This is a genomic window from Staphylococcus devriesei (assembly GCF_002902625.1).
Lineage (GTDB): Bacteria > Bacillota > Bacilli > Staphylococcales > Staphylococcaceae > Staphylococcus > Staphylococcus devriesei.
Genome location: NZ_PPRG01000023.1, coordinates 1 through 13621 on the forward strand (window position 1 = coordinate 1; position 13621 = coordinate 13621).

Consider the following 13621-nt stretch of genomic DNA (forward strand, 5'->3'; position numbering starts at 1 on the left):
CTATCATCTTATATATATAATAGCATTTCTTCAAAGATTAGAATAAAGTAATTATATAATATTATTTAAATATTAATATTTTGCTAAGATAATTTTTTTAAGAAAAAATAGATTTATCTTAAGTAACTCAAGAAGAACTTAACTATGCTTTAGATTCAATTAAATATGGACCAAGAAAGTGTTAAAATTACCTTATGAAGTTTTATCTAAAAAATGTTGCACTTAAATTGACAATCTAATATATAAAGATACTAATTTTCTTCAACTATATTATGAAATGTTAATATTAATCTCCCTTTGAACTCGAACAATTTCTTCCCCCTTAGGTGTATTTTGACATTTTTAAAGAACTATATACACTTTTGGTAGCGTTTTCAAAAAATATGATAAAATAATATGGTAAAGTAACTATTCAACAAAGGGTGGGGGAATAAAAATGAAAAAATATCGTTACTTTATTATTGTCATGATTATTATTATGACTATGATTAATTACATAGACAGAGGTGCAATTTCGTATGCACAAAAGGATATTATAAGTGAATATGGTTTTGACACTATAGCTTGGGGCAAGATTCTGGGTTATTTCGGATATGGGTATATGTTTGGTTCTCTTGTAGGTGGGTTAACTGCTGATAAGAGGGGGCCTAAATTCGTTTGGATTATAGCTGGAACGTCATGGTCTATTACTGAAATAGCGATGGCATTTGCTGGAGAGCTAGGTATGGCATTATTTGGCGGTTCAGCAATCTTAGGGTTTGGTATTTTAAGAGTACTGTTTGGAGTAGCTGAAGGACCAGTATTTTCAATCATTAGTAAAACAAACGCAAACTGGGCAGCGCCAAAAGAGCGTGGTTTGTTATCTGCGCTAGGTCTAATTGGTGTGCCACTTGGTGCTTTAATTACAGCACCTATTGTTTCTGGATTTTTAACAATAGCGAGTTGGAAATTGTTATTTATTATTTTAGGGGCGCTAGGGTTAGTATGGGTCGTGATATGGGCTTTTGTATTCACTGACTACCCAGAAGATAATAAGCGTGTATCTAAAGAGGAATTAAAAGAAATTCGTTCCACTGCCAATAGCTTAAACGATGAAAAGACAATTGAAACTGAGACGGTAAATAACGAAAAATGGTATCATTTCTTTAAAAGTCCAACATTAGTTGGAAATATGTTTGGCTATTTTGGTTTTCAATATGTTAACTTTTTAATTTTAACGTGGACGCCTAAATATTTACAAGATGAGTACCATTTTGAAATTCATTCATTATGGTATTTAGGGATGGTCCCATGGATAGGTGCATGTTTCACAATTTATTTTGGCGGTCATATATCTGACTGGCTTCGTGAAAAAACGGGAAGTCTGCGTATAGCAAGATCTTATTTTGCGATGGGTGGCATGATTTGTGCAGCGATTTGTTTCTTAATTATTCCGTTTACACATAGTATTGTTGCCATTATGATATTGATGATGATAGGTAATGCCTTTATCTTTTTACCTAATGGTGTATATTGGTCTGTTATTATTGATACAGCACCGAATAAAACAGGTACATATGGTGGGATTACTCATTTCTTCGTTAACTCTGCAACCGTAATTGCACCTACATTAACAGGTTATTTAGTGGCAAGTTTTGGTTATTCATCAATGTTTATTTCCGCCGTAATTGCCTCAGTCATCAGTATTGTAGCCATGAGTTTTGTTAAACCTGGACAGAAAAGAATGGCAAAACATTAATATTTTCATACATTATAAAAAGCAGTTACCTCATTTTTTTCGAGGCAACTGCTTTTTAGTTTAGAATAAATAAAGACATTTATAAGTTATGCATTTAGAAAATGATTAACGAAATTAAATAAATAACTGTCCTAAAATACTCTATTTTCTATATTTTAATTTAGCAAAAGCGTCATGTTGGTGGATAGATTCTTCATTGCGACATTCAATATCGAAGCCGTCAATCCAATCAAATTCGACTAAATCAGCAGCAACCAAACGAATTAAATCTTCAACAAAACGAGGATTTTCATATGCACGTTCAGTCACACGTTTTTCATCCGGACGTTTTAAAACTGGATACAAGATTGAACTTGCATTAGCTTCCATGGCGTCTAGGATTTTATCTTTATAGTCATCAACTACATCATTATCTTTGTCTAAATATACTTTTACAGTTACGATACCACGTTGATTATGTGCAGAATACTCGCTGATTTCTTTAGAACAAGGACATAATGTTGTCACGCTTGCTTCAATTGTAATTTCTTTACGTGTAATTTGATCTTGTTCAATCGCTAAACCGTACGTTACATCAGCATTGCCCACAGCTTTAATATTAGTTACAGGGCTAAAACGGTCGAAGAACCATTTACCAGAAACATCGACGCCGGCAGAATTTTGTTTCATATTCGTTTGAAGCGTACGTAATACTTGATAAAGTGTGTTGAAATTTAGTTCTAAACCATTATTGTAGTGCTTTTCGACACTTTCCAAGATACGGCTCATATTAATGCCTTTTTCATCTTTATTCAAACTTGTTGAAAAGCTAAAACGACCGGCAGTTTGAAAGCGATCAATATTAACTGGGTAAATTAAATTTTTAATACCAACTTCTTCTATTTCAAATAAGAAGTTTTTATGAGTACTTTGCAAGTCTGTCATTTCACTTTTAGTTGTAGGTTTTGTACCTTCAACTGGGTCAACTGAGCCAAAATGTTTCCAACGACCCTCGCGTGTGGATAAATCAAATTCAGTCATCATTTACCTCCCCTTAAGATTCAAAATGATATGTCCAATAAGGTTCAACATCTAAGAAACTCTGTGTTTCTCCACCAACTTCAGGACTAGCAAGTTGTTGTAAGAAAGGACCAGTTTGAGATGCATGAGCCTCAAACGCTTTCATTTTCAGTTCTTTATATTGACTAATATCATTTAAAATATCTGGTTCACCTAATACTTCAGGTGCATCATTACTAAATGCCACAAGTTGTAATCTTGGACGTTGTTCTTTTGGCATGCGTTCAACAGTTCTAACTACTGCTTCGGCTGTAGCTTCATGATCTGGATGGACTGCAAATTTTGGATAGAAAGAAATAATAACTGAAGGATTCGTTTCTTCAATTAAATTCTTCACCATATCGTCCATTTGATCATGGGGCTCAAACTCTACCGTTTTATCACGTAAACCCATTTTGCGTAAATCAGTAATACCAATTATCTTCATCGCTTCTTCAAGCTCACGTTCGCGGATATCAGGTAGCGATTCTCTGGTCGCAAAAGGAGGATTTCCCAAATTACGTCCCATTTGACCTAATGTTAAGCAAGCATAAGTGACTGGGACGCCATTATCTATATAGCTTGCAATCGTGCCAGCTGATGAGAAGGTCTCATCATCAGGGTGTGGAAATATCATTAACACATGTCTTTCATCTTTCATGAATAACCCCCCTATACCGTAAATGGCTTTTCACTAATTTCGAGTGTAGCAGCCAATTGTCCTTCGTAGTTAAACCCTGCAATTAATAACTCATTATTATCATTTATTTCATAATGAGTTAATCCTTGAACATATCCCCAACCGCCGTCGCGAAGTTTTAGCCCAACACGATAGGGATCTTTGTCTCCGCCTTTAAGTTGCGCATGTTCATATGTTACTTGTATATTTCTTAAAAATGTTCCCGCATTAAAGACACGCTGATCGAAATGGTTAGCATATGCACCATTAGTCGTTTCAACGTGTAAGAATACAGGTTTATTTTCGAATGATGTTAATAATTGTTGTACTTCTTCAGCGTTAATGAGTTCCAACACTTTCACTCCTTGCAACCATTCAATGTGTTTATCTATTCATTTTACTAAAAAGAACGGATGAATTGTATATCTCTGCTCAATTTATTTATAAAAAATTGTATTTTTAGTCAAAATAAGATAATTTCCTTTAATAATATGAAGGAAATGAACATGATATGGGCTTATAAAAACGATATCGTTTAAAATGTGTCCAAATGGGTAGACTATGAAATGTGAAATAAAAAACTAGAGTGTTGAGATTGAGTGGCGTTAATTGTTTTTTAAGAGTATAAATAATTAATAGCCAATCTTACAACTCATCGAAAGGATGTTTGCATTGGAATTACAATTAGCAATTGATTTATTAAATAAAGAAGAAGCAGCAGAATTAGCTAAAAAAGTTGAGGAATATGTAGATATCGTAGAAATTGGTACACCTATCGTTATTAATGAAGGTTTGCCATCAGTACAACATTTAAATGAAAATATTAATAATGCAAAAGTATTAGCTGATCTTAAAATTATGGACGCAGCAGACTATGAAGTTAGCCAAGCAATTAAATTTGGTGCAGATGTTGTTACAATTTTAGGCGTAGCAGAAGATGCTTCAATTAAAGCAGCAGTTGAAGAGGCACACAAACATGATAAACAATTATTAGTAGATATGATTGCAGTTCAAGATTTAGAAAAACGTGCGAAAGAATTAGATGAAATGGGCGCTGACTACATTGCAGTGCATACTGGTTATGACTTACAAGCAGAAGGACAATCACCATTAGATAGTTTACGTACTGTAAAATCTGTAATTAAAAACTCTAAAGTAGCTGTAGCTGGTGGTATTAAACCAGATACTATTAAAGACATTGTGGCAGAAGGACCTGACTTAGTTATTGTTGGTGGCGGTATTGCCAATGCTGATGACCCTGTAGAAGCAGCTAAACAATGTCGTGAAGCGATTGAAGGTAAGTAATGATGTCTCAATTTACAAATTATCGTCTGATTCTTGATGAATTAGATCGTACATTATCTCATGTTCAAGACGAACAGTATGATCGTTTTGCTAATGATATTAATGGCGCACAAAGAATATTTACGGCTGGTAAAGGCCGTTCAGGGTTTATTGCGAACAGCTTCGCTATGCGTCTTAATCAATTAGGTAAAGAAGCGTTTGTAGTAGGTGAATCTACTACACCTTCTATTAAAGAACATGATTTGTTTATTATTTTATCTGGTTCTGGTTCAACAGAGCACTTGCGCTTGTTAGCAGATAAAGCACAATCTGTCGGTGCAAAAGTAGTCCTATTAACTACAAAATCCGATTCTCCAATTGGCGAATTAGCAGAAACTATCATTGAGCTTCCAGCTGGAACAAAGCATGATGCAAAAGGATCAGAACAACCCTTAGGCAGTTTGTTCGAACAAGCTTCACTTTTATTTTTAGATAGTGTTGTACTTGGATTAATGGAAACGTTCAATGTTGATGAAGAAACAATGCAAAGTAATCATGCGAATTTAGAATAAAATATACAGTAAACAGTCCAAGACAGTAATGTTTTGGACTGTTTTTTATATGCGTATTTTATTAATGCTTTGTATTGTTTAGCTCGCGTTCTTACAGTAATGCAAGCTTTTCGTAGGGACAGGCTAAACCATGGTCTCAACCTAATCCAGTTCTCCGAGAAGTCTCGCTTCTTTAATGTCTGTTACCGCTCCCTATTTTTTATGTGCGCGAAATTTTATATAATGTTAACATATTATAAAATAAAGTTGACATTAAGAGGGTTAAATTATGTTAGAAATTTTACGTAAACTTCAAGATTATGCTATATCCCAACCTGATTGTATTGCACTTCAATTTGATGACGAAACGTTAACGTATAAAGAGTTATATCAAACAGTGATATATACTAAATCTCAGTTTCCTAATCTAACAGAAGGCACACGTGTAGGTTTACTAAGTGATGTACCTATGAGTAATATGATTCATTACTTCGCTATATTGATGAGTCATGGTGTGCCTTGCTTTTTAGATGCACAATGGTCGCAAACAACCATTGATGAATTAATTAGCACATACCATATTGAGTACATCATTTCTTCAGATAAAAGATTACTGCCTACATCTTTATGTGAAGCCCAGACATCCATCGAAGAAGAACAATCTCAAATTACGCAATTATTACATATTGGTTTTACTTCAGGCACTACTGGGTTACCAAAGGCCTATTATCGTAATGAACCCTCATGGCTTGCCTCTTACGTTGAAAATGAAAAACTCTTACACCATAATGAACGTTTACTAATTGCGCCAGGGCCGTTAGCACATTCGTTATCATTATACACTTGTATTTTTGCATTGTATTCGGGCAGAACGTTTGTCGGACAGTGTAGTTTTAACGCACGCAAGTTGATGCTTTAATTACAACAACAAACTCAAAATTGTGCACTCTTCCTTGTGCCAACGATGTTGTATCAACTTATTAATTTAGATATACCTTGTCCTTGTCTTACCTCGATTTTTAGCAGTGGCGCTAAGCTATCACCACAATTATTTCAAAAGTGACGCGTCAATTTTCAAAAGCCAATATCATTGAATTCTTTGGTACATCAGAAGCGAGTTTTATTAGTTACAATTTTAATCAAACTGCGCCTACACAATCAGTCGGTTATATTTTTAACAATGTAAATATACAACTAGAAGAGCAAGATGCTAACAACATCGGTCTCCTCAAAGTACAAAGTAATATGATCTATTCGGGTTATGTTAATCGTAAAGTTGTCACACCAAACAGTTGGATTGAGACAGTAGATTTCGCTTATATCAAGGATAATCATCTTTATTTAGTCGGTCGGAAAAGCGAGCGTCTAATTATAGGAGGCAAGAATGTTTATCCTAATGCAATTGAACAACGCGTTAAACAGTTGGAGGGCATAGAGGAAGCGATAGTAATTGGGGAACCGCATCGGCGTTTTGGTGAAATTGCGGTACTAATTTATATAGGAGATTACGAACTTGATTATGTAACTTTACGACGTTATTTACAACAAACTTTATCACGATATGAGGTGCCTTCTAAGCTTGTGAAGGTAAATACGTTGCCTTATACCAATAGTGGTAAGGTTGCGCGTGGTAGCGTTCGATCACTTTATTTAAAAGGGGAGTTTAAATCGTGAGAGAAGCAGTCGTAGTATGGGCTAAGCGGACACCGTTTGGTAAATATGGTGGAACGTTAAAACATTTAGAACCTGAGGCCTTACTTTTACCACTTTTTCAAAAAATAAAAAAAGAATATCCTGCTATAATGAATCAAATCGATGATGTAATATTGTTGGTAATGGTGGGAATATTGCGCGTAAGGCGTTGTTGGAAGCGGGTTTGGGTGATGCAATCCCTGGAGTAACGGTGGATCGTCAATGCGGTTCGGGTTTAGAGAGTGTTATTTATGCGTGTCGGATGGTACAGTGTGGTGCTGGGCGTGTCTATATTGCCGGGGGTGTGGAAAGTACGAGTCGTGCGCCATGGAAGATTAAGCGTCCACAATCAGTGTATGAAACGCAGTTACCTCAGTTTTATGAGCGTGCATCGTTTGCGCCTGAAGGTCAGGATCCAAGTATGATAGAAACGGCGGAACGTGTAGCGCAGTATTATGGAATATCGCGTGAAGACCAAGATGCGTTTGTGTTGCGAAGTCATCAGCTGACGTCTCAACATTTTGACAATGGAGATATTAGTCGTGAAATTGAGCCGTTGAAAGTGAAAGGGGAATGGTTTAATAGGGATGAAAGTATTAAACCAACGTTAAATGAGAGACGTTTAAATCGCTTGCGTCCTTTATTACCTGGAGGTACGGTAACAGTTGGTAATTGTTGTATGAAGAACGATGGTGCGGCGCTAACTTTAATCATGGATAAAGAAATGGCAGAAGCGTTAGAGATTTCTAATGGTCTTCTTTTTAAGGATGCAGTTACAATAGGGGTGAATCCTACTGTTTTAGGTATTGGTCCAGTGCCAGCTGTTTCTAAATTATTACATAGACAGGGAGTAGCGATAGAGGATATTGATGCTATAGAGTTAAATGAAGCGTTTAGTTCACAAGTATTAGCTTCTATAAATGAGTTGCATCTATGCATGAATCGAGTAAATCGCTGGGGTGGCGCAATTGCATCCGGACATCCGTATAGTGCAAGTGGTGCAGCTTTAGTCACGCGACTTTTTAATATGCAAGACTGGAAATTAGGTATTGCTACTATGGGCATTGGAGGAGGAATGGGTAATGCAATTCTCTTTGAAAAATGGTGACACGGAAGCTCAACGTGTGATATTTAAGGACCAAGACGTACGTAACTATTGTGAAATGATAGGGTACGAATACGATAGCGTAGTACCAACTTTAATGTGTGCACAACTTTGGTCGGAGTTTAAAGTATTTCAAAGTTTTTCAAATGAAGAAATAATGCTAGTTCGCACAAAAGTTGAAAAGTACGAAAATTTAGAAAGCGACATGCAATATTGTGCATATTTAACGTATAAAAAGTCTTATAAGGTAAAGCAATTTGACCAATTTATCTTCGAATTAAAAATAAATAATAATAAAACATGCATTATTATCGAACAAACTTTTTTAAAAGAGGTAAAGATGTATGACATTTAACCATGAGTTAGTGACACGATATTTAAAGTTAGTAAATGATAATAATCCGATACATAATCACATTGTTCCTGGTCAACTTATTGTTGAAAAAGCTTTTTTAATATGCAAAGTAAATTGGAAATCATATAGCATTAAATACCGTAAAGCCACTATTATTAACGAAAATGTGAGATTTGACAAAGAATTAGAAAATAAAATCACAGTAAAAAACGATAGAAATGAAATAAAAATTGTTATCACTAAAAAAGTATAATTTTTCTGCGTTGAAGAATAAATTTTAGTTTTTCAATATCTAAAATATAAAGAAATTCTCTAATTTTCTTTATATTCTGTAAAGTGAATAATATTGTAATTTTAAAATTAGATTAAAATTAATAAATTTGACAAGGTTCATTAGGTCTGTATAATTATGTAACATAAATAGAAGGAGTGTTACAGATCATGGACTTTGAAAAAGATAGAATTAACATGGTGGATGCTCAGACAGCGAAGAAAACGGTCTTTGCCACGGGTATTGGTAACGCCATGGAGTGGTTCGACTTTGGTGTGTACGCTTATACAACCGCCTACATTGGTGCGAATTTCTTTTCACCAGTTCAGAATCCTCAAATCCAACAAATATTTACTTTCGCGGCATTAGCGATTGCTTTCCTATTACGACCAATAGGAGGCATAGTATTTGGTATTATTGGTGATAAATTTGGACGTAAAGTTGTGTTAACAACTACGATTATTTTAATGGCCTTATCTACATTGACTATCGGTGTTTTACCGAACTATGACATGATAGGTTTATGGGCGCCGGCGCTCTTATTACTTGCTAGAGTACTACAAGGTTTCTCAACTGGTGGGGAATACGCAGGTGCAATGACATATATTGCAGAAATATCACCAGACAAAAAGCGTAATAGTTTAGGTAGTGGTCTTGAAATAGGGACATTATCAGGTTATATCGCAGCTTCGATTATGATTGCCTTACTTAGTTTCTTTTTAAATGATGCACAAATGGAAGCATGGGGTTGGAGAATTCCCTTTATATTAGGTTTATTCCTTGGACTATTTGGTCTTTATTTACGTCGTAAACTTGAAGAGTCTCCAATTTATGAACAAGATGTAGAAGCACCGGCACGTGATAATATTGGTTTCTTTACAATCATTCGTTACTATTTCAAAGATATTCTCGTTTGTTTTGTAGCAGTAGTTTTCTTTAATGTAACAAATTATACTGTAACGGCTTATTTACCAACTTATTTAGGCCAAGTTGTTAAAGTAGATGAAACCACAACAAGTTTATTAATTACTTGTATTATGGCCATTATGATTCCGTTAGCTTTATTCTTCGGTAAACTTGCAGATAAAATTGGTGAGAAGAAAGTATTCCTAATCGGTACAGCTGGTTTGACATTATTCAGTGTTATAGCATTTAGTTTATTAAATACACATTCACTACCATTTATTATTTTAGGTGTATTTATCTTAGGCTTCTTCTTATCAACATATGAAGCGACTATGCCTGGTTCATTACCAACGATGTTCTTTACGCATATTAGATATCGTACATTAGCAGTTACGTTTAACGTCTCTGTATCATTATTTGGTGGTACGACACCATTAGTGAATTCTTGGTTAGTACATGAAACTGGTAATATTTATGCGCCAGCATATTATTTAACTGCCATTAGTATTATTGGCTTTATTGTGATCGCATTACTTCACGTAAGTACTGCAGGAAAATCACTTAAAGGTTCATACCCTAACGTCGATAATAAACAAGATCTTCAATACTATGAAACGCATCCTAAAAAAGCATTGTGGTGGATTAGTAACAAGAAGAAGAATAAAAATGCATAGGTTTTAGCATCAATCCATTGACGATAGTTTCGTCAGTGGATTTTTTAAATAATAATAACTATAACAATTTTCTTTCATGTCTAGCCGAATTAAAATAGATTAGAAGATTAAGTAGAAATAATAAGTCAATACATAAAAAAATATAGCGTCAAATGTTAGTTTAGCTTAAAGTTACTCTCTAAGCTTCCAAAGGGGGACAATCCTTGGCTAACATTGACGCTATTTTTATAAGGTGAGTTAGGAATGATTAATGACTTTTAAAGCTACTTAGTGTTAGGGGGCATAAGTACTTAAAAATCAATTTTTAGGAATAATTCATCTGTTTGAATTCTTAATCTGGAAAACACTTTTTGTACTTCTTGGTGTAAACTCGACTTAATAATACACTTTCATATTATCAAGGTCACTTTCAAGTAGAGAGAGCAATTTGTAAATCTGATTTTTATTAAACGTTTCATCGAATTTTACCGTAATTGTCTTGAAAGTTTTAGTGATGATTTCGTACATTGGGGTACCATTTTCTATATTTTGTTTGTAGATAATCATGATGTGTGATTTCTCCTTTGCCTCTCTACACTTAATATAGTAAGATATTTTTCTAATTAAAACATGAACCCCAAGTACCAACTTTCAATACGACGAACAACTGATAAATTACTACGACTAAATACCTAGATTTTGAAGTGATTTTACTTATTCTTCGGTAAAGTAATGAGTTTCTTTATTCCTTTCAAAAATATAGATTAATTCTAAAAAATAGATAAAAAGCTTTTAATTCTTACTTAACACTTTGTATGATAAGTGCTAAGAGAATTAAAAGCTAATAGCTAAAATTTATATAAAAAAGTTGTTATTTTCTTGTTTATACTTCTGTAACTTCAACATCAATATGTTCTACACGATTGAAGGCACCGTGGTCTACTGGACCTACGAAGTCGTTCATTTTCCAACCATTTTTAATTGCTGAAGCTACAAATGCTTTAGCACTAACTACAGCATCTTTAGGCGATTTACCGTTTGCTAGATAAGCTGTTGTAGCAGCTGCAAATGTACAACCTGCGCCGTGGTTATAGCTTTGTTGGAACATGTCTGTAGTTAATTGATAATATTGGCTACCATCATAGTATAAGTCGTATGATTTATCTTGATCTAAGGCTTTGCCACCTTTAATAATAACATGTTGAGCACCTTGATTGTAGATAATCTCAGCTGCTTTTTTCATGTCGTCAATTGAAGTTAATTTACCTAAGCCAGAAAGTTGACCGGCTTCGAATAAATTAGGTGTTACAACTGTTGCTTTAGGTAATAAATGTTCAATCATTGCGTCAGTATTTCCTGGGTTAAGTACTTCATCTTCGCCTTTACATACCATAACCGGGTCAACTACGAAATATTGTGCACCTGATTGCTCGAATGCTTCGCCGGCACGTTTAATAATCTCTTGAGTGCCTAGCATAGCTGTTTTTACAGCATCTGGTCCAATAGAAATTGCTGTTTCAAGTTGTTTCTCGAATAAGTCCATTGGAAGAGGAGTCACATCGTGAGACCATGTTTCTTTATCCATTGTTACGACAGCAGTTAAAGCGACCATGCCGTATGTGTCTAATTCTTGGAATGTTTTAAGGTCTGCTTGCATTCCAGCTCCCGCGCTAGTATCTGATCCTGCAATTGTTAATACTTTTTTTAAAGCCATATCTATTCACTCCCGATAGTTTCTAATCTATGTCCTATCATATCACGTTTTTCTTAACTCTTGCTAGCTACAAGTTATGGTAGAAATCGGTAACTGATAAGTGGTTGATTATGTTAAAATATGGCATGAGGTGAATGCGATGGAATGGTCAGAAATATTTCATGACATTACAGAACGACACGACTTTAAAGCAATGCACGATTTTCTAGAAAAAGAATATACCACTCAAGTGGTTTATCCGGATAAAGAGAATATCTATCAAGCATTTGATTTAACGCCGTTTGAAAATATTAAAGTAGTTATACTAGGCCAAGATCCTTATCACGGTCCAAATCAAGCCCATGGTTTAGCGTTCTCAGTACAACCGAATGCGAAGTTTCCACCATCATTAAGAAATATGTATCAAGAACTAGAAGATGATATTGGTTGTCATAGAACGTCGCCACATTTACAAGATTGGGCACGCGAAGGTGTATTATTATTGAACACTGTCTTGACTGTACGTCAAGGCGAAGCACATTCCCATAAAGACATTGGTTGGGAAACATTTACGGATGAAATTATTAAAGCGGTCTCAGAGTATCGTAAAGATGTAGTGTTTATACTGTGGGGTAAACCTGCCCAACAGAAGATTAAATTAATCGACACATCTAAACATCATATTATTAAATCCCCACATCCAAGCCCGTTATCTGCATATCGTGGCTTCTTCGGCTCGAAACCGTACTCACGTGCCAATGAGTTTCTAGAGTCTAAAGGTAAAACGCCAATACAATGGTGTGAAAGTGGGGAAAGCTAGATGAATAGAGATGATATTATTCGATTAATTGAACAGGAATTAGTACAAGCAGATGAAGCTGCGAATGAATACCAATTTGAAAAACATATGTATACGATTCATACGTTAACATCACTATACGCTAAAGGTTCTTCTAGCAGTACGCAAGGTCATGATTTTACAAATACGGTAACTGCGAACTCATTTTCAAAAAATAAACTTAAAACGACTGATTATGTAGCGCATCAAACGACTAATACGCCTCAAGATAAACCTACAGTGACGGCACAAGAAATTGAAGCGATGGGTGGTAAGGTACCTAATTCTATGAAATCATCAACTAATGAGAGCTTGCCATCGAATACTATGGTTACGGATGACGAAATTGGTAATGGAGACTCGATATTTGATTTTTAGATTAAAAAGGGAGGTTAGTAATAATGATGAAAGTATTTATAATTCTAGGTGCATTATGTACGATGATGTCGGTAGGTACAGGTGCATTTGGAGCGCATGGTCTTGAGAATAAACTTTCAGACAAATACAAGTCTGTATGGGAAAAAGCGGTAAATTATCAAATGTATCATGGTCTTGGATTGCTTATCATCGGAGTGATTGGTGGTACAACGTCAATTAATGTGAACTGGGCAGGATGGCTTATTTTCTTAGGTGTCGTGTTCTTCAGTGGTTCATTATATATTTTAGCGTTAACGCAGATCCGTATATTAGGAGCAGTAACTCCGATTGGCGGGATCCTATTTATCGCCGGTTGGTTAATGCTCATCATTTCTACATTTAAATTTATTGGATAATTAATCATATTCTATTTGAATATTGAATGATTGAATCGAGATTAA

At 34.9% G+C, this 13621-nt stretch carries 16 protein-coding genes and 1 pseudogene; 12 read left to right on the top strand and 5 right to left on the bottom strand.

Annotation, left to right across the window (positions count from 1 at the left end; genetic code table 11):
* The first annotated feature begins 436 nt into the window (after window positions 1–436).
* A complete protein-coding gene (locus tag CD147_RS03600; RefSeq protein ID WP_103166078.1) occupies window positions 437–1738 on the top strand; it encodes an MFS transporter in 1302 nt (433 codons plus the stop codon).
* A 141-nt stretch (window positions 1739–1879) separates the two neighbouring features.
* Here CD147_RS03600 and folE2 read toward each other — a convergent pair whose 3' ends face one another.
* Genes folE2 through CD147_RS03615 form a run of 3 tightly spaced genes read right to left on the bottom strand, consistent with a single transcriptional unit; the run spans window position 1880 to window position 3811 of the window.
* Complete coding sequence (gene folE2 / locus CD147_RS03605) at window positions 1880–2758, bottom strand: GTP cyclohydrolase FolE2 (protein WP_103166079.1); 879 nt, start codon at window positions 2756–2758, stop codon at window positions 1880–1882.
* 13 nt (window positions 2759–2771) lie between these two features.
* The gene (bshB2, locus tag CD147_RS03610) at window positions 2772–3437 is read right to left on the bottom strand and encodes a bacillithiol biosynthesis deacetylase BshB2 (protein ID WP_103166080.1); all 666 of its coding nucleotides are present in this window, start codon (window positions 3435–3437) and stop codon (window positions 2772–2774) included.
* Window positions 3438–3448: 11 nt separating this feature from the next.
* Complete coding sequence (locus tag CD147_RS03615) at window positions 3449–3811, bottom strand: YojF family protein (protein ID WP_174694345.1); 363 nt, start codon at window positions 3809–3811, stop codon at window positions 3449–3451.
* A gap of 316 nt (window positions 3812–4127) precedes the next feature.
* On the opposite strand from CD147_RS03615, the gene hxlA reads away from it, so the two are divergent.
* The 8 genes and pseudogenes from hxlA (at window position 4128) to CD147_RS03650 (ending at window position 10293) form a co-directional block, all read left to right on the top strand.
* Window positions 4128–4760 (top strand): 3-hexulose-6-phosphate synthase, encoded by a 633-nt coding sequence (hxlA, locus tag CD147_RS03620; protein ID WP_103166082.1) that lies wholly within the window; start codon window positions 4128–4130, stop codon window positions 4758–4760.
* A 2-nt stretch (window positions 4761–4762) separates the two neighbouring features.
* On the top strand, window positions 4763–5311 hold the full coding sequence (hxlB, locus tag CD147_RS03625) for a 6-phospho-3-hexuloisomerase (protein ID WP_103166136.1): 549 nt from the start codon (window positions 4763–4765) through the stop codon (window positions 5309–5311).
* A gap of 268 nt (window positions 5312–5579) precedes the next feature.
* Entirely contained in the window at window positions 5580–6209 is a 630-nt protein-coding gene (locus CD147_RS12480; RefSeq protein WP_325167831.1) for an AMP-binding protein, read from the top strand.
* A 140-nt stretch (window positions 6210–6349) separates the two neighbouring features.
* Window positions 6350–6964 carry an AMP-binding enzyme gene (locus tag CD147_RS12485; protein WP_338108614.1) on the top strand — a complete coding sequence of 205 codons (615 nt, stop codon included), beginning with the start codon at window positions 6350–6352 and terminating at the stop codon, window positions 6962–6964.
* A pseudogene (locus CD147_RS03635) lies at window positions 6961–8090 on the top strand (thiolase family protein). The gene CD147_RS12485 and the pseudogene CD147_RS03635 overlap by 4 nt, the downstream one beginning before the upstream one ends.
* Window positions 8065–8442, top strand: a complete 378-nt coding sequence (locus CD147_RS03640; protein WP_103166083.1) for a protein VraC — start codon at window positions 8065–8067, stop codon at window positions 8440–8442. The pseudogene CD147_RS03635 and the gene CD147_RS03640 overlap by 26 nt, the downstream one beginning before the upstream one ends.
* The gene (locus CD147_RS03645) at window positions 8432–8695 is read left to right on the top strand and encodes a hypothetical protein (RefSeq protein WP_103166084.1); all 264 of its coding nucleotides are present in this window, start codon (window positions 8432–8434) and stop codon (window positions 8693–8695) included. The genes CD147_RS03640 and CD147_RS03645 overlap by 11 nt, the downstream gene beginning before the upstream one ends.
* 188 nt (window positions 8696–8883) lie before the next feature.
* Window positions 8884–10293, top strand: coding sequence for an MFS transporter (locus CD147_RS03650; RefSeq protein ID WP_103166085.1), 1410 nt, complete (start codon window positions 8884–8886; stop codon window positions 10291–10293).
* A gap of 375 nt (window positions 10294–10668) precedes the next feature.
* On the opposite strand, the gene vraX is transcribed toward CD147_RS03650, so the two are convergent.
* Both vraX and thiD read right to left on the bottom strand, forming a co-directional pair.
* Window positions 10669–10839, bottom strand: a complete 171-nt coding sequence (vraX, locus tag CD147_RS12045) for a C1q-binding complement inhibitor VraX (RefSeq protein ID WP_157947854.1) — start codon at window positions 10837–10839, stop codon at window positions 10669–10671.
* A gap of 316 nt (window positions 10840–11155) precedes the next feature.
* Window positions 11156–11986: a bifunctional hydroxymethylpyrimidine kinase/phosphomethylpyrimidine kinase gene (gene thiD / locus CD147_RS03655; RefSeq protein ID WP_103166086.1), complete on the bottom strand. Its 831-nt coding sequence runs from the start codon at window positions 11984–11986 to the stop codon at window positions 11156–11158.
* Between the two features lie 139 nt (window positions 11987–12125).
* Between thiD and CD147_RS03660 the strand changes: the two genes are divergently transcribed.
* From CD147_RS03660 to CD147_RS03670, 3 genes are read left to right on the top strand one after another with little or no spacing between them, the layout of a single operon-like run.
* Window positions 12126–12785: a uracil-DNA glycosylase gene (locus CD147_RS03660; RefSeq protein ID WP_103166087.1), complete on the top strand. Its 660-nt coding sequence runs from the start codon at window positions 12126–12128 to the stop codon at window positions 12783–12785.
* Window positions 12786–13181 (top strand): YwdI family protein, encoded by a 396-nt coding sequence (locus CD147_RS03665; protein ID WP_103166088.1) that lies wholly within the window; start codon window positions 12786–12788, stop codon window positions 13179–13181.
* Between the two features lie 26 nt (window positions 13182–13207).
* Complete coding sequence (locus tag CD147_RS03670; protein WP_167409774.1) at window positions 13208–13576, top strand: DUF423 domain-containing protein; 369 nt, start codon at window positions 13208–13210, stop codon at window positions 13574–13576.
* Window positions 13577–13621: the final 45 nt, after the last annotated feature.

What these genes read in the sequence shown, in the direction of transcription:
- CD147_RS03645 (WP_103166084.1), top strand. Translation starts at nt 8,432, where the DNA reads ATGACATTTAACCATGAGTTAGTGACACGATATTTAAAGTTAGTAAAT.
- hxlB (WP_103166136.1), top strand. Translation starts at nt 4,763, where the DNA reads ATGTCTCAATTTACAAATTATCGTCTGATTCTTGATGAATTAGATCGT.
- CD147_RS12480 (WP_325167831.1), top strand. Translation starts at nt 5,580, where the DNA reads ATGTTAGAAATTTTACGTAAACTTCAAGATTATGCTATATCCCAACCT.
- thiD (WP_103166086.1), bottom strand. Translation starts at nt 11,986, where the DNA reads ATGGCTTTAAAAAAAGTATTAACAATTGCAGGATCAGATACTAGCGCG.
- CD147_RS03665 (WP_103166088.1), top strand. Translation starts at nt 12,786, where the DNA reads ATGAATAGAGATGATATTATTCGATTAATTGAACAGGAATTAGTACAA.
- CD147_RS03640 (WP_103166083.1), top strand. Translation starts at nt 8,065, where the DNA reads ATGCAATTCTCTTTGAAAAATGGTGACACGGAAGCTCAACGTGTGATA.
- CD147_RS03660 (WP_103166087.1), top strand. Translation starts at nt 12,126, where the DNA reads ATGGAATGGTCAGAAATATTTCATGACATTACAGAACGACACGACTTT.
- vraX (WP_157947854.1), bottom strand. Translation starts at nt 10,839, where the DNA reads ATGATTATCTACAAACAAAATATAGAAAATGGTACCCCAATGTACGAA.
- folE2 (WP_103166079.1), bottom strand. Translation starts at nt 2,758, where the DNA reads ATGACTGAATTTGATTTATCCACACGCGAGGGTCGTTGGAAACATTTT.
- CD147_RS03670 (WP_167409774.1), top strand. Translation starts at nt 13,208, where the DNA reads ATGAAAGTATTTATAATTCTAGGTGCATTATGTACGATGATGTCGGTA.
- bshB2 (WP_103166080.1), bottom strand. Translation starts at nt 3,437, where the DNA reads ATGAAAGATGAAAGACATGTGTTAATGATATTTCCACACCCTGATGAT.
- CD147_RS03650 (WP_103166085.1), top strand. Translation starts at nt 8,884, where the DNA reads ATGGACTTTGAAAAAGATAGAATTAACATGGTGGATGCTCAGACAGCG.
- CD147_RS03600 (WP_103166078.1), top strand. Translation starts at nt 437, where the DNA reads ATGAAAAAATATCGTTACTTTATTATTGTCATGATTATTATTATGACT.